Annotated in this window: 22 protein-coding genes; 13 read left to right on the top strand and 9 right to left on the bottom strand. The window is 66.2% G+C overall.

Going from position 1 to position 24,361, the window contains the following annotated elements:
• Nucleotides 1-186 precede the first annotated feature (186 nt).
• Nucleotides 187-1,464: a PucR family transcriptional regulator gene (locus A7G45_RS25295; RefSeq protein ID WP_260941045.1), complete on the top strand. Its 1,278-nt coding sequence runs from the start codon at nt 187-189 to the stop codon at nt 1,462-1,464.
• A 12-nt stretch (nt 1,465-1,476) separates the two neighbouring features.
• Here A7G45_RS25295 and A7G45_RS25290 read toward each other — a convergent pair whose 3' ends face one another.
• Nucleotides 1,477-2,400 (bottom strand): cobalamin biosynthesis protein, encoded by a 924-nt coding sequence (locus A7G45_RS25290; RefSeq protein ID WP_260941044.1) that lies wholly within the window; start codon nt 2,398-2,400, stop codon nt 1,477-1,479.
• A gap of 36 nt (nt 2,401-2,436) precedes the next feature.
• Between A7G45_RS25290 and A7G45_RS25285 the strand changes: the two genes are divergently transcribed.
• Together A7G45_RS25285 and A7G45_RS25280 are read left to right on the top strand one after the other, a co-directional pair.
• A complete protein-coding gene (locus tag A7G45_RS25285; RefSeq protein ID WP_260941042.1) occupies nt 2,437-3,264 on the top strand; it encodes an oxygenase MpaB family protein in 828 nt (275 codons plus the stop codon).
• Nucleotides 3,265-3,292: 28 nt separating this feature from the next.
• A complete protein-coding gene (locus A7G45_RS25280; protein ID WP_260941041.1) occupies nt 3,293-3,688 on the top strand; it encodes a VOC family protein in 396 nt (131 codons plus the stop codon).
• Between the two features lie 3 nt (nt 3,689-3,691).
• On the opposite strand, the gene A7G45_RS25275 is transcribed toward A7G45_RS25280, so the two are convergent.
• The 4 genes from A7G45_RS25275 to A7G45_RS25260 form a co-directional block, all read right to left on the bottom strand.
• Nucleotides 3,692-4,405 (bottom strand): DUF5666 domain-containing protein, encoded by a 714-nt coding sequence (locus tag A7G45_RS25275; RefSeq protein WP_260941040.1) that lies wholly within the window; start codon nt 4,403-4,405, stop codon nt 3,692-3,694.
• Nucleotides 4,406-4,478: 73 nt separating this feature from the next.
• Complete coding sequence (locus A7G45_RS25270) at nt 4,479-5,357, bottom strand: alpha/beta fold hydrolase (protein ID WP_260941039.1); 879 nt, start codon at nt 5,355-5,357, stop codon at nt 4,479-4,481.
• Nucleotides 5,357-6,154 (bottom strand): class II aldolase/adducin family protein, encoded by a 798-nt coding sequence (locus tag A7G45_RS25265; RefSeq protein WP_407667548.1) that lies wholly within the window; start codon nt 6,152-6,154, stop codon nt 5,357-5,359. The genes A7G45_RS25270 and A7G45_RS25265 overlap by 1 nt, the downstream gene beginning before the upstream one ends.
• A gap of 69 nt (nt 6,155-6,223) precedes the next feature.
• The gene (locus A7G45_RS25260) at nt 6,224-7,459 is read right to left on the bottom strand and encodes a cytochrome P450 (RefSeq protein WP_260941036.1); all 1,236 of its coding nucleotides are present in this window, start codon (nt 7,457-7,459) and stop codon (nt 6,224-6,226) included.
• Nucleotides 7,460-7,610: 151 nt separating this feature from the next.
• Between A7G45_RS25260 and A7G45_RS25255 the strand changes: the two genes are divergently transcribed.
• From A7G45_RS25255 to A7G45_RS25240, 4 genes are all read left to right on the top strand, one after another.
• A complete protein-coding gene (locus tag A7G45_RS25255; RefSeq protein ID WP_260941035.1) occupies nt 7,611-10,877 on the top strand; it encodes a helix-turn-helix transcriptional regulator in 3,267 nt (1,088 codons plus the stop codon).
• Nucleotides 10,878-11,057: 180 nt separating this feature from the next.
• Nucleotides 11,058-11,897, top strand: a complete 840-nt coding sequence (locus A7G45_RS25250; RefSeq protein ID WP_260941033.1) for an SH3-like domain-containing protein — start codon at nt 11,058-11,060, stop codon at nt 11,895-11,897.
• A gap of 30 nt (nt 11,898-11,927) precedes the next feature.
• On the top strand, nt 11,928-12,659 hold the full coding sequence (gene scnC, locus A7G45_RS25245) for a thiocyanate hydrolase subunit gamma (RefSeq protein ID WP_260941031.1): 732 nt from the start codon (nt 11,928-11,930) through the stop codon (nt 12,657-12,659).
• A complete protein-coding gene (locus A7G45_RS25240; protein ID WP_260941030.1) occupies nt 12,656-12,994 on the top strand; it encodes a thiocyanate hydrolase in 339 nt (112 codons plus the stop codon). Before scnC ends, A7G45_RS25240 begins: the two co-directional genes overlap by 4 nt.
• 8 nt (nt 12,995-13,002) lie before the next feature.
• On the opposite strand, the gene A7G45_RS25235 is transcribed toward A7G45_RS25240, so the two are convergent.
• Both A7G45_RS25235 and A7G45_RS25230 read right to left on the bottom strand, forming a co-directional pair.
• A complete protein-coding gene (locus A7G45_RS25235; RefSeq protein WP_260941528.1) occupies nt 13,003-14,463 on the bottom strand; it encodes an aldehyde dehydrogenase family protein in 1,461 nt (486 codons plus the stop codon).
• Nucleotides 14,464-14,493: 30 nt separating this feature from the next.
• Nucleotides 14,494-16,524: a cadherin-like domain-containing protein gene (locus A7G45_RS25230; RefSeq protein WP_260941028.1), complete on the bottom strand. Its 2,031-nt coding sequence runs from the start codon at nt 16,522-16,524 to the stop codon at nt 14,494-14,496.
• Here A7G45_RS25230 and A7G45_RS25225 point away from each other — a divergent pair.
• A complete protein-coding gene (locus tag A7G45_RS25225; protein WP_260941027.1) occupies nt 16,463-17,149 on the top strand; it encodes a hypothetical protein in 687 nt (228 codons plus the stop codon). The genes A7G45_RS25230 and A7G45_RS25225 overlap by 62 nt on opposite strands.
• A gap of 166 nt (nt 17,150-17,315) precedes the next feature.
• Here A7G45_RS25225 and A7G45_RS25220 read toward each other — a convergent pair whose 3' ends face one another.
• Together A7G45_RS25220 and A7G45_RS25215 are read right to left on the bottom strand one after the other, a co-directional pair.
• A complete protein-coding gene (locus A7G45_RS25220; RefSeq protein WP_260941527.1) occupies nt 17,316-18,155 on the bottom strand; it encodes a mycofactocin-coupled SDR family oxidoreductase in 840 nt (279 codons plus the stop codon).
• A 181-nt stretch (nt 18,156-18,336) separates the two neighbouring features.
• The gene (locus tag A7G45_RS25215; RefSeq protein WP_043400618.1) at nt 18,337-18,936 is read right to left on the bottom strand and encodes a TetR/AcrR family transcriptional regulator; all 600 of its coding nucleotides are present in this window, start codon (nt 18,934-18,936) and stop codon (nt 18,337-18,339) included.
• 113 nt (nt 18,937-19,049) lie between these two features.
• Here A7G45_RS25215 and A7G45_RS25210 point away from each other — a divergent pair, with 113 nt between their 5' ends.
• From A7G45_RS25210 to A7G45_RS25190, 5 genes are read left to right on the top strand one after another with little or no spacing between them, the layout of a single operon-like run.
• A complete protein-coding gene (locus A7G45_RS25210; protein WP_260941526.1) occupies nt 19,050-20,333 on the top strand; it encodes a cytochrome P450 in 1,284 nt (427 codons plus the stop codon).
• Nucleotides 20,330-21,787 (top strand): aldehyde dehydrogenase family protein, encoded by a 1,458-nt coding sequence (locus tag A7G45_RS25205; protein ID WP_260941025.1) that lies wholly within the window; start codon nt 20,330-20,332, stop codon nt 21,785-21,787. The genes A7G45_RS25210 and A7G45_RS25205 overlap by 4 nt, the downstream gene beginning before the upstream one ends.
• A gap of 24 nt (nt 21,788-21,811) precedes the next feature.
• A complete protein-coding gene (locus A7G45_RS25200) occupies nt 21,812-22,642 on the top strand; it encodes a mycofactocin-coupled SDR family oxidoreductase (RefSeq protein ID WP_260941023.1) in 831 nt (276 codons plus the stop codon).
• Nucleotides 22,639-23,451, top strand: a complete 813-nt coding sequence (locus A7G45_RS25195) for a mycofactocin-coupled SDR family oxidoreductase (protein ID WP_260941021.1) — start codon at nt 22,639-22,641, stop codon at nt 23,449-23,451. The genes A7G45_RS25200 and A7G45_RS25195 overlap by 4 nt, the downstream gene beginning before the upstream one ends.
• 16 nt (nt 23,452-23,467) lie before the next feature.
• On the top strand, nt 23,468-24,322 hold the full coding sequence (locus tag A7G45_RS25190; protein WP_260941018.1) for a carboxymuconolactone decarboxylase family protein: 855 nt from the start codon (nt 23,468-23,470) through the stop codon (nt 24,320-24,322).
• Nucleotides 24,323-24,361 lie beyond the last annotated feature (39 nt).

Genomic DNA, 24,361 nt, shown 5'->3' with positions numbered 1-24,361 from the left:
TAGTTCTGCGGCCAGGTCTGTTGGGAGGCAGGGACGCTCGGCATGCGCGGCGCGGGCTTGCTGTGATGAATGTGGTGGGTGTGATCACGGTAGGAAGTGCCAAAGCGGATCACAGTGTCTCGGAGGAACGAACTAGCGCACCGGGGTTGTCGTCCCGAGACATGGCGCGCGTCCTAGAGTCGAGCAATGGGGGCCCGTACGCGCTACGACGACGCCGCGATCGACGAAGCGTCAGCGGCAGTCATGACGGGGCTGATCGAGCGCCAGGCCGACATCACCCGCGCCATCAAGCAACGGTTGGCCGTGGAGATCGCCGAGCTGCACGAGGACCCGAGTCTGGTACAGCTGCTGGGCGCCAGCGTCGAGGGAAACGTCGACACGATATTCCATGCCCTGCGCCACCAGATCCCCCTCGAGAATGTCGAACCGCCAACGGCGGCACTGGAATACGCGCGGCGGGTGGCACAACGTGGCGTGCCGATGAATGCGTTGGTACGGGCCTACCGGCTGGCTCATCAATGGGCGCTCGGCGACATCATCGAGGAGATCAACCACTCCGGCCTGGACCCGGCGATGAGCGTGGCAGTGTTCGAGCGGCTGACGCCGGTCACCTTCCGTTACGTCGACTGGATATCGCAGCAAGTGGTCGCGGTCTACGAGCGCGAGCGGGACCACTGGCTGGAGAACCGCAACAGCGCACGTGCCATGCGTGTCCGGGAAGTGCTCGAAGCCGCCGGCTCCGATGCGGATGCGATCACGTCGGCTATCGGCTACCCGATGCGCCGGATCCACCTGGCACTGGTGCTGTGGCTGACGGCGGACGCCGATAGCGGTGATGAACTCGCCAGGCTCGAGAGAACTCTCCGCGGACTGGCTGAAGCCCTTGCGTCGCAAGGAAGTCCGTTGTTCGTCGCGGCGGATCGATTGAGCGGCTGGGGCTGGATACCGCTACGGCCCGATGCCGTCCCGACTGCGGTGTCCGACATCCGGCGGTTTGTTGCCAGACAAGACGGCGCGCCGCACATTGCGGTGGGATCGCCGCTATCAGGTGTCGACGGATTCCGGCGTTCGCACCGGCAGGCACAACGGGTACGAGATGTGGCGATCGCCGCCGGAGCCGACGCAGCACGGGTCACCGCCGCCGCCGATCCCGGCCTGTCGGCCGCAGCGCTGCTCGGTGGCAGCCTCGACGAGGCCCGCGAATGGGTGCACGAGGTCCTCGGCCCGCTTGCCGGCGACACCGACAGCGACGCACGGCTACGCGAGACGCTACGGGTCTTCCTGCTACACGGGGCCAGCTACAAGGTCGCTGCCGACGAGCTGAATCTGCACTTCAACACCGTGAAGTACCGAGTGCAGCGGGCCGTCGAGCGCCGCGGCCGGCCCATTCACGAGGACCGTCTCGACGTGGAGCTCGCGTTGTCGGTCTGCCGGTGGTACGGCACGTCGATCTTGTCCGGCTAGCCGGTTCGGGTGTCAGCGCGCAGCGCTGACGACCACGGCCACCACCGCTGCCAACGTCTGAACCCGGCGGGTAAGCCGCACAGCTCTTTTCAGATCCGCGACGGCCGGCGCAGGACCGTCGCCGAGCGTCGGCCGCATCTCCAGACGGTGCGCGTACTGCGTCGGTCCCCCGAGCTGCACACCCAGGGCGCCGGCGAATGACGCTTCTGCCACACCGGCATTGGGGCTCGGGTGCTTGTGCGCGTCACCCCGCCAGGCCCGCCATGCCGCAGCGGGCCGGCCGGACACCGCCAGCACGCACAGCCCCGTCACGCGGGCCGGCACGTAGTTGAGGATGTCGTCGAATCGTGCTGCCGCCCAACCGAACCGGGTGTAGCACGGGTTGAGGTGCCCGATCATCGCGTCCAGGGTGTTGGCGCCGCGGTACACCAGCAGGCCAGGCACTCCGGCGATCGCGCCCCACAGGATCGGTGCGACCTGCGCGTCGGAGGTGTTCTCCGCGACCGATTCCAGTGCGGCCCGGGCCAGCCCGTCGGCGTCCAGGTACGCCGGATCCCGCCCGCACAGTGACGGCAGCAGTTCGCGGGCCGCGGTCACGTCGTCGCGGTCCAACCGGGCCGCCATGTCGGCCCCGGTACGGGCCAGCGACGTGCCACCCAGCACCGTGTAGGTCGCCGCGGCAGTGACCAAGGTCTTCGCGACCGGACCCCGCGCGATGCGTTCCAGCCCGAAACCCAGTGCCCCCAGCCCGACCAGCAGCGCCGCGGTATGACCGGCACCTGCCAGCCGGTTGTCGCGGTAGGTACGGCGCTCCAGGGCGGCGGCCGCCGTTCCGAACAGCGCTACGGGATGGCCGCGGCGGGGGTCGGCCCAGCACACATCGGCCAGGTAGCCGAGCGCCAGACCAGCCGCACGCGCGGCGCTTCTGTCAAACACGCCGGGCAGCGTCTCACAGGGTGTTTACTCGGCATCATGCGGCTCGGTCCTCCTCGGCACCCGAAGCGGGTAGTCGACCTCATAAACCCCGCGGCAGCCTTGGCACCGGCGGCCAACGTGATCATGCAACTGGCTCTGCCCGGAGTCGGCTACGGCGTGCTCGAAAGCCCCGTCGACAGCGGCAATGTCTACAAACACCCGTTCAAACGCGCCCGCACCACCGGCACTTATCTGGCGGCCGCCGTGTACGGCACCGACGACGACCGTGCGCTGATCCGCCGCGAGGTGGACCGGGTGCACGCCCTGGTGCGGTCGACGGCGTCCAGTCCGGTGAAGTACAGCGCGTTCGATCCGAAGCTGCAGCTGTGGGTGGCGTCGTGCCTGTACCGCTATTACATCGATCAGCACGAGTTCCTGTACGGCCCGCTGAGCCCCGAGGCCGCCGACGCCATCTATCGGGACGCCCGCACCCTCGGCACCACGCTGCAGGTGCGCGAGAGCATGTGGCCGGCCGACCGGCTCGCCTTCGACGAGTACTGGAAACGCACGCTCGATCAGCTGCAGATCGACGAACCCGTGCGCGAACACCTGCACGGCGTGGCTTCGCTGGCGTTCCTGCCCACCCCGTTGCGGCAGCTCGCCGGTCCGTTCAACCTGTTCGCGACGACGGGCTTCCTGCCCGCCGAGTTCCGCACCCACATGAAGCTGGCCTGGACGCCCGCGCACCAGCGCTGGTTCGACCGGCTCATGACGGCGCTGCGGCTGGCCGACCGGGTGATCCCGCGCGATGTGTGGCTGTTCGGCTACCAGCTGTACCTGTGGGATATGCGGGCCCGCGCGCGGCGCGGAAAACCGGTGGTATGACCCAACATTCACAATCAGGAGGCATCTCATGGCGTTCGCAGCACTGAACCATGTCGCAGTGACGGTCAGTGACATGGCCGTCAGCGGTCCCTGGTATCGCGCCCTGATCGGCGACGACCCGGTGCTCGACGAGCACACCGACGCCGGCTACCGACATCTGGTGTGGGCACTGCCCGGCGGCACGTTGTTCGGCATCCACCAGCACGACCGCGCCATCGAGCCCGGCCAGTTCAGCGAGTTCCGGGCCGGCCTCGATCACGTCGGCTTCGGCTGCGCCTCCCGCGCCGACCTCGTCGACTGGGCCGGCCGGCTCGAGGAGCTGGGCGTCGCGCACGGCGGCGTCATCGACGCGCCCTACGGGTCGGGCCTGAGTTTCCGCGACCCCGACGGCATCGCGCTGGAGTTCTTCGCGCCGCCGGGGTGATCGCTAGCGGTGCTGGTGCTCGCCGCCTCCGCCGCCGCCACACGCGCCGTTCATCGCGGGCCGCACCATCGCAAACGTGGCCTGCAGGACACCGCTGCCATCTTTGGTACCGCGCGCGCCCAGACACATCCCTGCGGCGATCGCCTTCGCGTCCGCGCCGGCGCTCTTGGTGTAGCGGGTATCGGGCGTCACCGTCACGGTGATCTGGCTGTTGTCGGCGTCGGTGACCGTGATCGTGTTGCCGTTCACCGAGGCGACCGTGCCGTTGATGCCATGTTCGCGCTTCCCGCCCTTCTCACCGCATTGCGCGTTGCGCGGTTGGCCGACGAGGACGTTCGCGGCGGTCACCGCGGCACTGTTGTTGTCGTCGTTGCCCTTGACCGGGCGGACGGCGACGCACTCGCCGGCGGTGACGTCGGTCAGCTGGCCGGGGGCGAGCTGGGTGATGCGCGTCGAGGAGGTGATGTTCACGGTGCCCGGCCCGTCCTTCCCCGTGACCGACACGGTGCCGCCCGACACCGAGTTGACCAGCCCGGACACCCGGTCCTTGCCGCCCGGACCTCCAGGAGCCGGGCTGGCGGACGGTGACGACGAGGTGCTGGCAGCTTTCGAGCTCGGCGCCGGTGTGTTCGATGATCCGCAGGCCGACAGGGAGAGCGCAGCGAATCCGGCGAGGGTGACGACGCCGTAGCGCCGCGCACGAGTTGTAGTGGACATGAGCCCACAGTGAACGGCCCAGCAATGAATCAGCTCAGATATTGATATGAAGACGCTGGGCGTGGAACCGCGGTCAACTGGTACCGAGAAATTCATCCAGTGCGGTGAGCACGTCGTCCGGGCGCTCTTCCGCCAGGAAGTGGCCGGCGTCGAGGCCGTGGCCACGCACGTCGCTGGCGTACCGCCGCCATACTTCCAGTGGCTGGTAGAGCTGGCCGACGACGCCGCGTGATCCCCACAGGATCAACAACGGACAGTCGACAGTGCGTCCTTCGTCCGCGGCGTCGTGGGTGAGATCGATGGTGGCCGCGGCGCGGTAGTCCTCGCACATGGCATGGATGGATTCCGGTGTGGCGAAGCAGCGTTCGTACTCGGCCATGGCCTCGGGGTCGTAGACGTCCGTACCACCGAAGGCCCCCAGAAATGCCTTGAGCAGCAGTGCGGCGGTCGGCTGCATCATCAGCTCGGGCAGCGGCGCGGGCTGGATGAAGAAGAACCAGTGGAAGTAGGCCGTGGCGAGCGCGGTGTCGGCGTGGTCGTAGACGTACTTGGTGGGGACGATGTCGAGCAGCGCAGCCCGGGTCACGACCTCGGGGTGGTCGAGCATCATCCGATGCGTCACGCGCGCACCACGATCATGGGCGACGACGCTGAAGGAGCCGTGCCCCAGCTGGTTCATCACGGCGACCTGATCGGCCGCCATCGTCCGGAAGCTGTAGTCGGCGTGGTCGCCTCCGCCGGCCGGTTTTGAGCTGTCACCGTAGCCGCGAAGGTCGGTCGCGACGACGGTGAACCGCTCGGCCAGTCGGGGTGCGATGTGATGCCACATCACATGCGATTGCGGTGCGCCGTGGAGCAGCAGCAGCGGTGGACCCGACCCGCCGATCACCGCCTGAATCTCGACCCCGTTGACGGCCAGCCGCTCGTCGGTGAAGCCCGGGAAAAATCCCATCAGTCGAAGACGTCCGGCTGGCCGGCGACGATCTGTTCCCATAGCGGCCGGAACTGGAACCACGCGACCAGGTCACTGCCGATCTGGCTGTGCACCAGCTTGGCGGTGTCGTGGTCGATGACGGTAGGCGTGCCGGCAGCCATCGCGAGCAGCTGCGCCTGACATGACCGCTCCATCGTGACGAACCACCACGCGGCCGCCGAGACCGAGGTGCCGACGGTGATCAGGCCGTGGTTGCGCAGGATGGCGGCCTTGTTGTCACCGATCGCGGCGGCGATGTTCTTGCCCTCCTCCTCGGCGAGGACCACCCCGCGGTAGTCGAGGTAGAGACCCTGGTCCTCGTAGAAGGGGCAGGCGTCCTGGGTGAGCGGCTCCAGCGGGATGCCCAGCGCGGAGAACGCCTTGCCGTACAGCGAGTGGGTGTGGGCGGCGGCGACGGCGTCCGGCCGGGCGTTGTGCACCTGTGCGTGGATCGTGAACGCCGCGGCGTTGACCGGCCGGGTCCCGTGCACGACTCGGCCGTGGTGGTCCACGCAGATCAGGTCACTGACGCGAATGTGGTTGAAGCTCATGCCAAACGGATTGACCCAGAACAGATCCGGGTGCTCCGGGTCGCGGGCGGTCATGTGCCCGGCGACGCCTTCGGAGAACCCGAGCTTCCCGAACACGCGAAACGCCACCGCGAGGTCGCGCTTGCGCTGCTCTCGTTCTTCCTCGAGCGACAGGCCAATGGGCGGAAGCGGCAGATCGCACGGATCGGGCAACGGGCCCAGCGCGCGTTCCAGCAGTTCCCGCATTTCGTCGCTGATCGTGCTCACGTCCATCTCAGGCCCTTCCGCCGCGGTCGCCGAGCCCAGCATCACACGTCAGGCCCCGCGGGGAAAGACGGGATTTGCTGACCGTCGCGCAGTGAACTCGATCGGCAAGGCGACCGGCCCGGATATGCCCGTCATCGGCTTCCAGGGCACCGGGCCGGCGACGCGCACCTCGGTCAGCCGCGCGGTGATGACGCGCAGCGCCTCGGTCATTTCGACGCGGGCCAGGTGGGCGCCGAGGCAGTAGTGCACGCCGCCGCCGAAGGTCTGCATCGGTGCGGCGCCCTGTCGGGTGATGTCGAGGCGATCGGGATCGATGAAAACCTGCGGATCGCGGTTGGCCGCAGCGGAATTGACGATCAGCGTCGAGCCCGCCGGGAACGTCATGCCACCCAGCTCGACATCGACGGTGGCGACCCTCATGGCACCGAGCACGATCGGCGTGTGCCGCATCAGTTCTTCGACGGCCTGCGGCGCCAGGTCAGGACGCTGCGCCAGCAACTCCCATTGCTCAGGGTGCCCGGCCAGCACCTGCACCGCGGCGGCCAGTTGATTGCGCGTGGTGTCGGTGCCGGCGATCAGCAGGAGCGCGGTCAGGTTCGCCAACTCGGCGTGGCTCAGCCGGTCGCCGTCGTCCTCGGAGCGGATCAGTTCGGAGATCAGATCGTCGCCCAGGGCACTTCTGCGGTCGGCGATCAACCGCTCCACATACCCGTTCAATTCAGTCCAGGCGTGCAGGATGCTCGCCTCGTACTCCCGCACGCTGAGCCCGAAGATCTGTGTGATGTCGGACGCCCAGCCGGTGAACAACTGCCAGTCCGACGCGGGTGCGCCGAGCATGGCGCAGATGATCGGTACCGGGTACGGCGTGGCGATGTCGGCGACGACGTCGCACCGCCCGGCGCTGATTTGCCGGTCCACCAACTCGGTGATGACCTCCACGCAGGCGTCCCGCATCTGCTCGGCCGCCCGCGGGGTGAAGGCACGGGCCACCAGCCGGCGCAATCGATTGTGTTCGGCACCCTCCAGGCTGATCAACAGCTCGGTGACCAAATCCCAGAGCGGTCCCGACGTAATCCCCTGCACCACAAGGCCACTGCCCTGCGGGTTGACGAACCGCGAGTCGCGCAGCACTGTGCGCACCAGGTCATAACTCAGCACCTCGGGCCCATACTGACCCAATGCGATCGGCCCGCGCCGACGGGCTCCGACGAGCGCAGTACGGAACTCGTCGAGCGTGCTCTCGGGCCCGTAGGTCAGGGTCGGCAATGCCGTTGCGGTGGTCATGTTTCGACTATCGCCGCACGGCAGCCTGTACTGCGTCGGCTGATGTGCGTAAAAGCTGGCCACCGACATGCGTACGCGGGAGCGGATGCTGGACAACTATTGGCCATTTGGCTGATGCTTAGCCCATCCGCACCGACGCAAGCTGACTGATATGAGCGAACTTCCCACCGGAACGGTCACGCTGCTACTGGCCGACATCGAGGGCTCGACACGGCTCTGGGACACCCAGCCCGACACCATGCGCGCCGCCGTCACCTGCCTCGACGAAGTCATTTCCGCTGTCGCGTTGACCCACCACGGCGCACGCCCCCTTGAACAGGGCGAAGGCGACAGCTTCGTCATCGCCTTCCAGCGAGCGGCCGACGCGGTGGCATGCGCTGTGGACCTGCAACGCGCCCCGCTGTCCCCGATCGCGCTGCGCATCGGGTTGCATACCGGGGACATCCAGTTGCGCGACGAGAACAACTACGTCGGCCCCACCATCAACCGCGCGGCCCGGCTTCGCGATCTCGCCCACGGCGGCCAGACCGTCCTGTCCGTGGTCACCGAAGCCCTTGTGGCCGAACAGCTTCCGCCCGAGGTCACGCTCATCGACCTGGGCACCCACGCCCTGCGCGATCTGCCCCGGCCCGAACGTGTCGCGCAGCTCTGTCACCCCGACCTGCACAACGAGTTTCCACCGCTACGGACTGCGGTCGGCAGTTCCAACCTACCGATCCAGTTGACCAATTTCATTGGGCGACAGACGGAAATCGAGCATGTCCGGCGGACGCTCGACGACCACCGGCTGGTGACGCTGACGGGAGCCGGCGGAGCCGGGAAGACCCGGCTGGCGGTGCATGTGGCCGCCATGGCCGCCGGCGACTTCGGCGGTGTCTGCTACATCGATCTGGCGCCCATCAACCACCCCGAGGCCGTCGCGGCCACCGCAGCGCGGACGCTGAACCTGCCGGACCAACCCGGCCGCTCGACCACCGACACCCTTCGGCGCTTCCTGCGTGACCGCCACCTGCTACTTGTGCTGGACAATTGCGAGCACTTGCTGGAGGCCAGCGCACAGCTGGCCACGGCGATACTTGCCGACGCCCAGCAACTTTCGATCCTGGCGACCAGCAGGGAACCGCTCGGGGTCGCCGGCGAGGCGACCTGGCAGGTGCCGTCGCTGCCGTTGGCCGACGAGGCCGTCGCGTTGTTCGCCGACCGCGCGCGACTGGCCCGGGCCGGGTTCTCGCTCACCGAGGACAACATCTCCGCGGTCACCGAAATCTGCCGTCGCCTCGACGGCATGCCGCTGGCCATCGAACTGGCCGCCGCCCGTGTCCGGACCCTGACACTGGCGGAAATCATTGACAGCCTTCATGATCGCTTCCGGATACTGACCGGCGGCTCACGCACCTCGGTGCGCCGTCAGCAGACGCTGCGCGCCTCTGTGGACTGGTCCCACGCGCTGCTGACCGACAATGAGCGAATCCTGTTCCGGCGCTTGGCGGTATTCCTCGGCAGCTTCGATCTCGCCGCAGTCCGGGCGGTCACCGGGGATGACAGCGTCGAGCGCTATCAGGTTTTCGATCAGATCACCCTGCTGGCGGATAAATCACTGGTGGTCGTCAACGACTCCGGCGGCATTACCCGATACCGGTTGTTGGAGACCATGCGGCAGTACGCGCTCGAAAAGCTCGGGGAGTCAGGCGAAGCCGACGCCACCCGGTCGCGGCACCGCGACTATTACACCGCAATGGTCTCTCGGCTGAGCGCACCGGCGCAAACGGGGCACGATCAGCGCGTCGCGCAGGCCGAGGCCGAAATGGACAATCTGCGCGGCGCATTCGAGTGGAGCCTGGAAAACCACGACACCGAGGAAGCGTTGGCACTTGCCTCGTCGCTCCACGTGTTGTGGTGGACCCGCGGCCGCGTTCAGCAGGGTCGGGCGTGGTTCAACGCCGCATTGCCCAAAGACGAGCGACCCGACGTGTCCGCCGAGGTCTACGCCCGCGCGTTGGCAGAACACTCCTTCTTGGACACCTGGGTCACCGGGTCGGCCGCCATGGACAAGGCGCGCCAGGCGCTGGCCATCGCACGCGAAGTCGACGAGCCGACCCTGCTCGCCAGAGCCCTGACCGCCTGTGGCTTCACTTCCGGGTACACCGGCGATGCCGAATTGGCCGCGACTTTCTTCAGCGAAGCGGGTGAATTGGCCCGCACGGCGGGCGACGGCTGGTCACTGATCCAGATTCTGGCGTGGCAATCCAACGTCGCCGAATCCGCTGGCTTCCCACTCGCCGCCCGGCCGTACGCCGAAGAGGGCTGCGCTCTGGCCGAGGCCATCGACGACCGGCACGGCCTGCGAATCTGCCGGCTGTCGCGCGGCTGGATCGCCGTGCAGCGGGCCGAGCTCGCCACAGCTATCGCGTTGTTCCACCTGGTCCAGGCCGACGCCGAAGCCGCCCACGACGAAATGAGCGCGATCGGCGCCATCCTCGGCCTGGGCGTTGCGTACGCCCACCAGGGCCAGGCGGGTTCAGCCCGCGCCGTGGCGCAGAATGCCATCAATATCGCCGGTGGACTCGACACATACTTCCTCGGACTGAGCACGGGCACCCTGGCCATTGCCGAACTGGCCAACGGCGACACCACCGCCGCCCGTGCGGCCGGTACCCAGAATTGGCAGCAGCTCAGCACCACCCACCCCGATCTAGCGTCGGCGCAGCTGGCCCACCACGCCGTGAACGTCGCGCTGGCAGAGGGTGACCTGCCGCTCGCCCGGCACTACGCCGAGACCGCAGTCAGCTCGTCAACTGGCTGGCATCTGGCGCTGGCCCAACTGGCGTGGTCGCGCGTTGCGTTGGCGGAGCAAGAGGCCGACGAGGCCGAGCGCCACGCGCATGACGCAGTGGCCGCCGTCGCGAACAGTGGGGCGCTCCTGCCACTCCCCGACATTCTGGAACACCTAGCCGCCCTTACCCTTTGCGACGATCCCTCACGCGCGGCACGAATTCTCGGCGCGGCCTCCGCCTTCCGCGAGCGGACCGGCGTCGTCCGCTTCCCGATGTACGACGCCGCGTATGACGAATCCGTCGCCACACTTGGCGCGGCGATGGCGCCGGAGGAATTCACCGCGGCGTGGGACGAAGGTGCGGGGCTGTCGACGGACGAGGCCATCGCCTACGTACAGCGCGGACGCGGTGAGCGCCGGCGGTCGACGAGCGGATGGGACTCGATCACCCGCGCCGAGCTGGACGTGGTGAAGCTCGCCGGGGACGGGCTGGGCAACAAGGAGATCGCGGCGCGCCTGTTCGTTTCACCGCGCACGGTGCAGGCCCATTTGTCACACATCTACTCGAAGCTGGGGCTGACGTCCCGAGTGCAACTGGCCCAGGAGGCCAACCGACGGGCGGTGCAGCTGGACGAATACCGCTGAGTATCAACGGCATTCAGTCGATTCCAGCAAAATGACACGGGGCCACCAGCGCGGAGCTATCGTCGTCACGTAGTCATGTGAGCGAGGACGCCGGGGGTGCGTTCGTTCCTCAGCATGTATTGGATGCCGAATCGGCCCCTCGCGTCAGATTGTTGCGTCTGCACAACCCGAGGAGCTGTCATGAGCACAGCGGCCGAGCGCGCAGCCCAACTGGGCTTGACGTCCCGACTGAAATCGTCCTATCCGGAACTTCCCGACGCCCCCTACCCCGACATGCTCGACTCCGCCCGCATCGCGGCGTACCTGAAACCGGTCCACGACGTGGGCGGCGAACCCGATGCGCCCATGGAGTACGTCAACAAGCAGTACGAACTGTGGGAACACATGACGTACGTGATCTGCGAGGTGCTGGCCTGGCGCGGGATCTGGCTGTCGGAGGAACGGCGCCGGATCGGCAACGTCGACGTTGGCCGCGCCGAATACCTGGGCCTGCCCTACTACGGCCGCTGGTTGTTGTCTGTCGCGCGGGTGCTGATCGAGAAGCACCACATCAGCCTCGGCGAACTCATGGAGCGCATGGCCGAGGTCAAGGGCCGCTACGAGGGCGGGCTCGACGGGAAGACGCTGGACGCGCAGCCCAAGTCGGTTGGTGACGGTTCCGACGTCAAACGCAATAAGCACCACATCGAGGCAGTCGGCATCGGCGATCCGCAGATCTATGCCGGTAAGGCGGGCACGCCGAAATTCAAGATCGGCGACAAGGTGGCGGTGCGGGAGCTGCCCGTCATCTTCTACACCCGCACTCCCGAATATGTGCGCGGTGCGACCGGCACCATCGCCGCGCAGGCCTACGAAAGCCCGGCGCCGGAAGACGAGACCTGGGATATCCCCGAAGCACCTCCCGAGTGGTTCTACGTCGTCGAGTTCAACCAGTCCGAGCTGTGGCACGACTACACCGGGACGACGAAGGACACCTTGCGCACCGAAATCCCCGAACGCTGGCTCCAAGCAGCCACCTAGCTCAATTCACTATTGCCAGAAAGGATTTGCATGTCGGATCACGGCTCCGATCACCACCATGATCATGACCACGATCACGCCCGCACGGTGAAGCCCATGGTCGACGAGATCACCGACTTCGAGGTGCTCGAGATCGCGCTGCGCGAATTGTGCATCGAGAAGGGCATTTTCACCGCCGAGGAGCATCGGCGGTTCACCGAGTTCGCCGAGCAGATCGGCCCCACCCCGGCAGCCCGGCTGGTCGCCCGCGCCTGGCTCGATCCCGAGTTCGCCGAACTCGCCGTCAACGACTCACTGGCCGCCAGCAAGGCCGTCGGCGTCGACTGGCTGGAGCCCACCGGCTTCGGCACCCCAAGCGATTTCGTCGCCTTCCAGATCCTCGCCGATACACCCACGGTGCATCACGTCATCGTCTGCGCGCTGTGCTCGTGCTATCCCCGGCCGATTCTGGGGAACTCGCCCGAGTGGTACCGCACGCCCAACTACCGGCGGCGGCTGGTCCGCTGGCCGCGTCAGGTGCTGGCCGAGTTCGGGCTCTACCTGCCCGACGACGTCGAGGTCCGGGTCGAGGACTCCAACCAGAAGCATCGCTTCATGGTGATGCCGATGCGCCCCGAGGGCACCGACGGGTGGACCGAAGATCAACTCGCCGAGATCATCACACGCGACTGCCTGATCGGGGTGGCACTCCCCAAGCCGGGCGTGACCACCAACGTGATCGTGACAACCCGCCCGGCCATGCACCCGGGGACGGCCGGATGAGCAACATCGCCCCGCTGCAGGACATCGTGGCGCGCGACCAGGTCTGGTCACGCATGGCCGCGAAGTGGGGCGTGGAAAACCCGGTTCCCCCATGGAAAACCAGCCTCGACGGCCTGTGCGACGCGCTCGATCATTCGGCGTGCGACGCGGAGGTGCTCGGATTCAAGGAACGCCGCGACGAGGAAGACGCCCTCTCTGCCACCGTGTACGCGAGCCTGCCGTACCCCGAGAGCCAGCTGGTCGCGCTCGCGCACTCGCTCGTCGCCCGTGGCGTCATCAGCGAGGCCGAGTTGCAGGAACGACTCACGAGCGTCCGGGCCAGGCTGGAGGCCTGACACGCTGATCAGGACAACTTGATCCGGATGTTCTTGGTCTGCCGGAACTCGCGAAGGCCCTCGGTTCCTCCCGACCGGCCGATGCCGCTGTGCTTGTATCCGCCATAGGGACCTTGGGGCTGGATGTCGCTTCGACTGTTCACCCAGATCGACCCGGCCTGAAGCTGCCGTGACACGGCATGGGCGCGTTGGAGATTCGTGGTGTGAACGAAAGCGTTGAGCCCATACCGGGTGTCATTGGCCAGGTCCACGGCCTGGGCATCGTCGCTGAACCGCATCACCGAAACGACCGGCCCGAACGTCTCCTGCTGGGCCAGCGGTGACCGGTTGTCGACATCCACGAAAACCGTCGGTTCGACGTAGAACCCCGAGGCCAGCTCGCCGCCGATCCGATTGCCACCGAGCACAAGATCGCCGAACCCTTCGGTGACCGCCAGCTCGACGGTCGTGAGGATGCGCTCGACGGCGATCTGGTTGATCACCGGGCCGAAGAGCACATCGGAGCGCAGCGGGTCGCCGATCGGGGCGCGTGTCACGGCAGCGAGAAACTTTTCCATGAATGCGTCATATACGTTGTCGTGAACAAAGATTCGGCTGCTGCAGGCACAACTCTGGCCAGCCTGCATGATCGGGCCCTGGTGCGCGGACAGACTCGCCGCCGAGTCCAAATCGGCATCGTCGAAGATGATGCCGGCGGCGGTGCCCCCGAGTTCGGCGACCACCGGGGTGATGTTCTCCGCGGCAGCGGTCAGCACCCGCCGGGCAGTGGCAGTGCCTCCGGTGAAATGAATCTTGCCCACTCCAGGGTGCCGCACGAGAGCTTCGCCGCCGTCCGCTCCAGCGGGGAGCACATTGACGAGCCCGGCAGGCAAGCCGGCCTCCAGGCACAGCTCGCCGAACCGAAGTGCCGCCAGCGGCGCAAGTTCCGACGGCTTCACGATGACGGCATTGCCCGCGGCCAGGGCGGGAGCGACCGCCAGCCCGATCACCACGAGGGCGCCATTCCATGGCGCGATCACACCCACGACGCCGTACGGTTCGTGCTCCACCAAGTTGAGGTCGAAGCCACCCATCACGGGAGTGCTTGCGCCATCGGCCTTATCGACGTACCCGGCGTAGAAACGGAGGAACCGCTCGGTCAGCACCGACGTCGCTGCCAACGCCGTCGGCACACCGTAGTCGTGGGTGTTGATCCGGGCGAATTCGGTGTGGTGCTCGCTGATGAGATCCGCCAGGCCGAACAGGATGTCGCGGCGCCGATCGGGCGGGTACGACATCCACCTCCGCTGAGCCTGCGTGGCTATGTCAACCGCTCTGTCGACTTCAGCGGCTCCAGCCATCTCGACGATGGCGTTCACGCGACCGGTACCGGGATAGACGTGGTGGTGCAATCCGCCGGAGGAGCCCGTGACCCGGTCTTCACCCAGAAGCAGTGCACCACTGGGTAATTCGCTGCCGGTTCCGATGATGCGGTCCTTTCATTCGCCGGGATGCGGCTGCTAGGCGTCCTGCTGCGCTTGGTGCGCCGCATCCGGATCCGGCAGTGACTGCACATCGCCGTCGACACTTGAGGTGATGGTGCCGGTCAGCGACTGCTGGAACGCGTTGATGTTGGCGTCAGCCGTCAGATAGCCGGTGTGGGCTCCGGTGACGGTGACATTCGCCAGGTAGTGCACCGTCGTCTGGCTTGCGTTGTAGTCGGCCGACTCGGTGCCGTTCAAGATCTCGCCGAGCTCGTTGACGTAGTTGGTATAGGTGACCGTGCGGACGGTGCGCGTGGCATCGTTCGGGTCCGGCGCCTCGGTCACCACCGCGGTGCCACCGCCCTTGCCCGAATAGGTTCCGGTGGCGGGCAGCGGTGTCGTGGCGGCGACGTAGCTGCCGAGGGCAGGCGCCCACGAATCCGAGTTCGGGGTCGATCGATCCGCGGCCACCGGCCCGACACTGGTGGTGTATTTAAGGTTGGCGATGACCAGTCGGGACACCGTTGGATCGGTGACGCTGGATTCCCAGAACGTCACCGCATCCCCGGTCGGATTCCAGCTGGGCATGCTACGGGCGGTGTATCCGTCGCTGGTGGCGAACAGCGGAATACCGTTCTCCCGGTTGAGCTCATCGCCAGCCGCGACGATCCATTCCTGGTTCGAGACATTGATCGGGGTGGCCCATTCCAGGTACACGGGTGCGCCGACGTACACCGGCAGGAAGTTCTGCCGGATGATCCGGGTCATCGGGGTCAGCGCGTCGAGACCGCGAGTGCTGCCGATCGCGATCCACTGCATATTGGGCGAGTAGTCCATGTCCTCGTCATAGTCGAGGTTGGCCGTCACCCGGGTGATCTTGCCGGTGGCGAGGTCGACCTTGATGTCGTCCACATTGCCCGCATCAAACTGACCGCCGAGGATCACCACGCCCTTGCCGTCCGGTGTCCACTGCTTGCCTTCACCGGTGGCGTACACCACCCGGGCATCGGTAACCGTGTAGCCGGTGTCAGTGCGGGTGAGCGTGCCGACGATCGGCAGGGCCTGCAGGAGGTTGTTGGGCCCGATCACGACACGGGTGTACAGCACGTGGGTGCCGTCCGGCGACACCCGCATTTCGCGTTGCGGGTCGATAGCGAATCCACCGCCGGCCGGGGTGGTGATCGAAACCAGCTGGGCGCCATTGATTCCGGTTTCCAACATGGAGTACCGCGGCGTCTGCCCGGCGACATTCACCAGCACCAGCACGCGGCCCGAACCATCGTCGACGGGAACGGGTTTGGCCAGATTCCCGGTTTCACTGACGCTGACGCCACAGGTCACACATTGCAGGGCAGTACCGTCGGTCTTGATCTGGTAGATCTCCGAGCGGCCCCCGGCGGTCGGCTGGCCGGCGAAGAAGATGGATTTGCCGTCGGCCGAGTAACGCGGATTGGCCGGGCTGGCAATGGTATTGGGTAGGTTCAGGATCACCCGCTGGACTTCAGGGTTGAGCACCGACACGTCGACGGCCGCCTTGGCGCTGTGTGGGCTGAACAAACCGAGCAGGTTGACCTTGCCGTCCGTCACCGACACCGAGAACGAATCGGTCTGCACCGCCGTGTAATTGATGTCGTTCGGGGTGTAGGTGAAGTTGCCGGTGGCCTGATCGATGGTCACGGTGCCGTATTTCGGCGCCGTGGTCACCTTGTAGGTCAGGGTGTCACCCTCGGCGTCGGAGGCGCCGACGTTACCGGTGACCGTCTGCCCGGTCTGGACGGTGGTGGCAGGGTTGTAGGAGATGGTCGGCGCCTGGTTGAACACGTTGCGCCGCACCCAGGCCAGCACCGCCCACACCGCGGGGGTGAACGGATCCTGAGTGTTGGGTGATGGCTTGAGGAACGGATTGAGCAGGTTGGTCACCACATTGTTGATGAACCCCGCCAAACTCGTTGCCGGAGCAGTAATTTGAGACACCACGGCGACCGGCACCGCAGCGGCGGACAGCGTGGCCGGCGTCGCGGCGGCCTGCACAATCTGCGCCGCGGGGGCCACGGCCGCCGCGGTCACCGCGGAGGTCTTTGCGGTCACGTTCGTGCTGGCGGCGGCGCTCACCGTCGTCTGCACCGAGGTTTTCGGGGCGGCGCTGGTGGTCTCCGCATGCGTCGGCTTGGCCGAGGACTTGGGGCTCGTACCCGACTTGGACGAGGGCTTGGCAGTTGTGCTCGACTTGGTCGATCCGGATACCTCACTGCCGCCGGCGCTTTCGTGGGTGCTGTCTTTCGGAGTCGTGGACGAACTGCCGGTATGGGCTCCGCCGCTGCTGCTGACGATCACCCCCGAGGCCACGTCGGTGCTCGACGAAGTCGATCCCGATGTCGCGGATGTCGATGACGACCCGCTGACGCTGGAGCTGCCCGTGGCGCCCGTCGCTTCGGTAGGCCCGGTCGTTCCCGTGGTCCCCGCCGTGCCGGTTGCGCCGGTGGTTGCCGTCGACCCGGACGCCGCACCGCTCGCGGTACCCGATGTCCCGCCGGACGAACTAGGAGAACCCGAGGACGTCGAACCACTCGACGAGCTTGACGAACTCGATGACGACGAACTCGCCGATCCGCCGGCGGTATCCGCGACGGCGACCCCGTGGCCCGTCGCCACCGCGGTGACCAGCCAGGCCGCGACCGCCAGGCCGCCGTAACCGCTGATCTTCGCGGCTCGCTGAGATGAGTGGTGGGCAGGCACGTCAGGTGTGCCTGCGGCGAACAGGGGGTTGACACGAGAACTGTTACTGGCCATGGGCTTTGGCTCCGTTGCCGTTGGGTTGATTCCTATTCAGTTGGTTGCCGTTCGGTGACGCGAGAGGGTTACTTGAGCATGCTTCCGGCGTCGACGGTCATGGGAAGGCCTGTCACGTAACGGGATTCGTCCGACGCCAGGAACAGCACGGCATTGCTGATGTCCACCGGCTCGACCCAGCCCACCGGCAGCACGTGCATCATCTGCGCGACGACCTTCATGTCGTCGGGACCCGGGCTCTCCAGATCCGGACGGAACAGCTTCATGGTGCCCTCGTTCATGAACAGCGGGGTGTTCACGTTCGTGGGGTGCACCGAGTTCACCCGGATCGAGTGGCGCCCCAGCTCCACGGCGAAGGTCCGCATCAGTCCGACCACGCCGTGCTTGGCGGCGATGTAGTGACCTGTGTGCGGGTAGGCCTTCAGGCCACCCACTGAACTGGTCAGAATGATCGAGCCACCCTGGCCCTGCGAGATGAGATGTGGCACTGCGGCTTTGACCGACTTCCAGACGCCGGATAGGTTGACGTCGATCATGTCCGTCCAGTCTTCTTCGCTGGTGTGGTCCAGCGTCTGGCCGCCGTTGCCGATGCCGGCATTGGCGCAGATGATGTCCAGCCTGCCGAGCTGTTCGACCCCGCTGTCGACGGCCGCCTTCACCGCGGCGTAGTCGCGCACGTCGATCTCGGCGGTGACGATGCGCCGGTTCAGCTGCTTGACCAGGTCCGCCGTCTCGGCGAGGTCGTCGCGGGTCGCCGGTGCGATCTGCGGGTTGCTGCTGACCGGTCCACAGATGTCGATGGCGATGATGTCGGCGCCTTCTTCGGCGAGCCGCACGGCGTGACTGCGCCCCTGACCGCGTGCTGCGCCGGTGATGAACGCGACCTTGCCTGCTACCCGTCCCACGATGAGTCCACCTCACTGTCTGGTTGTCGCCACCGCCGCGGAAAGGACGGTTCGGCTCGTCGACTCACAATTTGGTCGATCGATCAGGAACCATGACATGCGATGCAGCGCACTGTCAATGACCAGATACCAGGAAGATCGCGGGATCGCCGAACGGACGGGCGCCGAGCAAACCGCCCGACGATCAGTCGCGCACGACTTCCGAAGGTTTCGACAGCAGATCGATCTGCCGGTCGATGAACGCGCGGAGCTCCTCATGCCCCCGGGTCACACCGACCGCAGCCTCATTGCCGACACTGCGCGCGATTTGGGCGACGATCATCGACATCACCACCGGCGGGTAGGCGTTCAAATCCACGCCGCCCGCCCGCAAAACCAGCGTCACCGCCGCGGTTTCGATGTCGCGTACGCGCTCCGAATACGCCTTCAATTCGGCGCCAACGGCCTTGCGGTGGTTGGCCAATGCCATGAATTCCGTGCTCAACACGGTCTGCCGCGGGTCGCTGTTGATACGCCACAACGCACGCAGCGGATCCTCGTCGAGCAGCACCTCCCGCAGCCGTTCCAGCGCTACTTCCCCACCGGCGCGCAGGGCCTCGACGAACAGGTCGTCCATGGTCGGAAAGTAGTAATAGACCAGCGCCTGCTTGACGCCGGCCAGGGCCGCGACCCGCCGCGAGGTGGCCGCGGCATACCCCTCGTCATGCATGATCTGCACCGTCGCCTCGATCAGGCGCTGCCGAGCACCGCCGTCATCGGCCTTCGATTTGCGCCCCTGAGTCATCGACGAGTCCGCCCCGAAATGCTTGACCGGCCGTCGCGGCGCGTGATAGGCATACGGCAGTCTAACATTTGATCGATCGATCAGGAGTTGCTGTCATGCAGCCCAAGTCCACCGTGACCGACATCGCCGACGTCGACTACTTCACGAACCCCGAGATCGCCCAGGACCCGTACGCGTACTGGGACCACCTGCGCCAGCAGGGACCCGTCGTGCGCGAACCGCACTACGGCGTGGTCGCGGTGACGGGGTACCAGGAAGTCCAGGCGGCGTTCAAGGATGTCGATTCGTTTTCCGCTGTCAACGCCATCGGCGGCCCGTTCCCACCGCTCCCGTTCACCCCGGACGGGGACGACATCAGCGTGCTCATCGAGGCGCACCGTCACGAGTTCCCGATTTTCGAACACATGGTGGTGATGGACCCACCCCAGCATGAAAATGCCCGATCCCTGCTGAGCCGGCTGTTGACGCCGCGCCGCCTGCAGGAGAACGCGGACTACATTTGGCACCTCGCCGACCGCCAGTTCGATGAGTTCATCGCGAACGGCCAGTGCGAGTTCCTCGGCGAATACGGCAAGCCTTTCGCCACCCTGGCCATCGCGGATCTGCTCGGGGTTCCGGAAGAGGACCGTCCGGAAATCCGGCGCAACCTCGGGGCCGGCAACGCCCCGGGCTCCCGGGTCGGCGCCCTCGACCACGAGCCCGTGGGCTCCAATCCCCTTCAGTACCTTGATGATCTGTTCAGCGGGTACATCGCCGACCGCCGGGCGAACCCCCGGGAGGATGTGCTGACCGGGCTCGCCACCGCCACTTACCCCGACGGCTCCGTCCCGCCGCTGCTGGAGGTGGTACGTCCGGCAACGTTCCTCTTCGCCGCCGGGCAGGAAACAGTGACGAAGCTGCTCAGCTCCGCGGTGAAGGTGCTCGGCGACCAGCCGGAGCTGCAGCACCATCTCCGGGAAAACCGTGATCTGATTTCCCCGTTCATCGAGGAAGCGCTGCGCCTCGAGAGCCCCACCAAGGTGGACTTCCGGCTCTGCCGCAAGTCCACCACTCTCGGTGGCGTGCCGATCAAAGCCGGCACGGTCCTGATGCTGTGCCTCGGCGCAGCCAACCGTGATCCCCGAAAGTTCGAGGACCCCACCAACTTCCACCTCGATCGCAAGAACGTACGCGAGCACATCGCCTTCGGGCGTGGCATCCACACGTGTGCCGGCGCTCCCCTGGCCCGGGTCGAGGGCCGCGTCACCATCAGCCGACTGCTCGACCGCACGCGCGACATCCGCATCAGCGAGGCCAAGCACGGCGGCCCGAACAACCGCACCTACGGCTACGAGCCGACCTTCCTGCTGCGCGGCCTCACCGAGTTGCACATCGAGTTCACCGAGGTGCCGCGATGACGGTGCAGTCGGTCCTGGACGCCATCGCGAGTCGGCCTGGAGCCGGCGACGTCATCCCGATCATCAACCCCGCCACCGAGGAAGTGCTGGCGGAGTTCCGGGACGGCGGCGCCGAAGCCGTCGACGTAGCCGTGGCCCGTGCGCGCGAGAGTTTCACGTCCGGAGTGTGGAGTGGACTGCCCGGTAGCGAGCGCGCCAAAGTGCTGTGGCGGGCGGCCGATCTGATCGATCAGCACGCCGACGAACTCGCCCAGATCGATTCGCTGAATACCGGAATGCCGTACTTCCAGGCGTTCATGATCATGTCGACGTGCGCCGAATCCTTCCGCTACTACGCGGGCTGGTGCACCAAGCTCAACGGCATCGCTCACGACGTACAACAGACCGGCGGCATCACCGGCGCGTTCACCAACATGCACGCGTACACGCTCAAGGAGCCCTACGGCGTCGTCGGGCTGATCTTCCCGTGGAACGGGCCGGTGTTCAACGCCTGCACCAAGCTCGCGCCCGCCCTCGCCGCGGGGTGTAGCTGTGTCGTCAAACCTGCTGAAGAAACGCCACTTTCGGCCCTGCTGCTGGAGCGAGTCCTGGCCGAGGCCGGGGTTCCGGACGGCGTGGTCAACCTCGTCACCGGATACGGCCACACGGTCGGGGCCGCGATCACCGCGCATCCCGGCGTCGACAAGGTCGCGTTCACCGGCTCCACCGTGGTGGGTAAGCAGATCGTGCAGGCCGCCGGCAGCGGCAACCTCAAGCGGGTCGCGCTCGAATTGGGCGGCAAGTCACCGGTTTTGATCTACGACGACGCTGACCTGGACACCGCCATCACGATGGCCGCGATGGGCATCTTCATCCATTCCGGGCAGGGCTGCATCAGCGGATCGCGAATCTTCGCACAGCGCGACGTGTACGACAAGGTGGTCGAGGGCGTCACGAACATCGCGAACTCGGTGAAGCTCGGCGCACCGGCAGAGGATGGCGTCCTGATCGGCCCGATCATCAGCGCCAAACAACTCGACCAGGTACTGGGCTTCATCGAAGGGGGCCGCCGGGACGGGGTCGAGGTGGTCACCGGCGGAAACCGGCTGGATCGCAGTGGGTTCTTCGTGCACCCAACCGTTCTCACCGACGTCGCTCCCACCGCTCGCCTGTACCAGCAGGAGATCTTCGGGCCAGTGGTCGCGATCCTGCCGTTCGATGACGACGACGAAGTCGTCGCCCTCGCCAACGATTCCGAGTACGGGCTGGCCGCGACCGCCTGGACCAAGGACATCAGCCGCGCGCACCGGCTGGCGAAGCGGCTCGACGCCGGCACCGTAACCCTGAACTGCCAGATGGTGTTCGACCATTCGATGCCCTTCGGGGGCTACAAGCAGTCCGGCTGGGGCCATGAGTGGGGACGCGACGGCATCGAGAGCTTCCTGAAGACCAAGACGGTTTACGCCCAACTTTGAGTGCATGACGAGCAAGGAGTTCAGATGGGATTGTTGGACGGGAAGGTCGCTTTCATCACCGGAGCGGCCCGTGGGCAAGGGCGTAGTCACGCCGTGCATCTGGCGAAAGAGGGCGCCTGCATCATCGCGGTCGACATCTGCGCCGACATCGCATCGAGCGGTTATCCCATGGCGAGCCGCGACGAACTCGCCGAGACCGCGACCCTCGTCGAATCGGTGGGCGGCAAGATCGTCACCGCCGTCGCTGACGTCCGTGATTTCGCCGGACTCAAATCAGCACTGGATGCCGGCGTCGAGCAGTTCGGCCGCCTCGACATCGTGTGCGCGAACGCCGGTATCGCCACGATGGCGTTCCGTGAATTGACGATCGAAGGAGAGCTCGAAATGTGGACCGACGTCATCGACGTCAATCTGACCGGGGCATTGCACACCGCCAAGGCCGCGATCCCCCATATCATCGCCGGCGGACGCGGCGGGTCCATCGTCTTCACCAGCTCCACTGCGGGATTGAAGGGCTTCGGTGGTTCGCAGGCCGGCGGTCTGGGCTATGCGGCATCCAAGCACGGCATCGTCGGACTCATGCGGACGTTGGCCAATGCGTTTGCCCCACAAAGCATCCGGGTGAACACTGTGCACCCGACCGCGGTCAACACCATGATGGCGGTCAACCCGGCGATGACGGCGTTCCTGGAGAACTATCCCGGTGGCGGACCACACTTACAGAACCCCATGCCGGTCGGGTTACTCGAGCCGGAAGACATCAGTCACGCCGTAGCCTTCCTGGTCTCCGATGCTGCGCAGTACATCACCGGAGTCACCCTCCCGGTCGACGCCGGCTTCTGCAACAAGCTATGAGCGCGGCAACCGGACGCGTGGCCGGCAAGAGAGTCCTCATCACGGGCGCAGCACGCGGGATGGGCCGCAGCCACGCCATACGTCTGGCAGAGGAGGGAGCAGACCTCATCCTCGTGGACATCTGCCAGTCCCTCTCCGCCCTCGAGTACCCACTGGCCACGCGTGAGGACCTCGACGAAACTGCCAGGCTCGTCAGGAAATACGGCCGCCGCGCCGTGACGTTCGTCGTCGACGTTCGCGATGCCGACGCATTGAGTGCCGCGGTCGATGACGGCGTCGGCCAGTTGGGCGGCCTCGACGGGGCCGTCGCCAATGCCGGTGTGCTCACTGCGGGAACGTGGGATACCTCCACCGCCGAACAATGGCGCACTGTCGTCGATGTGAACCTGATCGGGACGTGGAACACGTGCTCGGCGGCGCTGCCCCACCTGGTCGACCGCGGTGGCAGCCTGGTCAACATCAGCTCAGCCGCCGGCACCAAAGGAACCCCCCTCCACCATCCCTACACGGCCTCCAAGCACGGGATCGTGGGGCTCAGCAAGAGTTTGGCCAATGAGCTTGCCGCGCAGAGCGTTCGCGTGAACACCGTGCATCCGACAGGGGTGGCAACCGGAATGCAGCCGGGGTCCCTACATGGCCTGCTTCGGGACAAACGGCCCGATCTGGCACCGCTTTTCGCCAATGCACTACCGATCGTCATGGCTGAAGCCATCGACATCAGCAACGCGGTGCTGTACCTGATGTCCGACGAATCCCGATATGTCACAGGCCTTGAATTCAAGGTCGATGCCGGCGTCACCATTCGGTGAGTCAGATAGGACGAGCATGACCAGACTCGACACCGACCGTATGGAGCGCGGCAAGCTGGCGTACGCCGACGTCATGACCGTTCCCGCACCACCGGAATCCACACCGGTGGACGACCACTTGCGGGATTTCGTCTTCGCCGACGTGTGGCAGCGTCCGGGGCTGACCCGGCGGGAACGACGATTCATCGCCCTCCCCTGCGTCGCGGACGCCGATGCCGAAGACCCGTTACGCGCGCACGTCTATGCGGCATTGAACAGTGGTGACATCACCATCCTCGAAATCCGGGAAACCGTTCTACATTTCGCGGTGTACGCCGGCTGGCCGAAGGCTTCCCGGTTCAACATGATCGTCGACCAGGAGTGGAGCCGAATCCATCAGGAGCGCGGCCTGCCGGTACCGGAGCCCGAACCGTTGTTGCCGCTCTCGACCCCCAGTGACCCCGAAGAACGGCTGGCGGTCGGAGCGGCGTGCTTCAAGGACATCAACTGCCTGTCGTTCGCACCCAACCAGGACAACCCATTCCAGGGTGCCGGCATCCTGAACTTCGTTTTCGGCGAAATGTGGCTGCGGCCTGGGCTGGCCAGGAAAGAGCGGCGGCTGATCACCGTGGCCTGTGTCGCCTTTCAGGACGCACCGTTCCCGATCATCAGCCACGTCTACGCCGCGTTGAAGAGCCGTGACCTGTCGTTCGGAGAAATGGACGAACTGATACTGCATTTCGCCGCGCACTACGGTTGGCCGAAAGCTGCACACCTGAGTCGGGTTGCAGCCGAGCAGAAACAGCGCGTCACGCAGGAATGGGCTGCCGAGACAGATGGAGCCGGACGACCACCTGCCGATGAATTCGGCCCGGAGTCCGCCGATACCTGATGTCACTTTCGGTCCACAGCCGGCGCATAGGTGCCACAC

Source organism: Mycolicibacterium llatzerense, from assembly GCF_025331195.1.
Taxonomy (GTDB): domain Bacteria; phylum Actinomycetota; class Actinomycetes; order Mycobacteriales; family Mycobacteriaceae; genus Mycobacterium; species Mycobacterium llatzerense.
The sequence above is the reverse complement of the archived record's forward strand: the minus strand, read 5'-3'. Positions and strand labels throughout refer to the sequence as shown.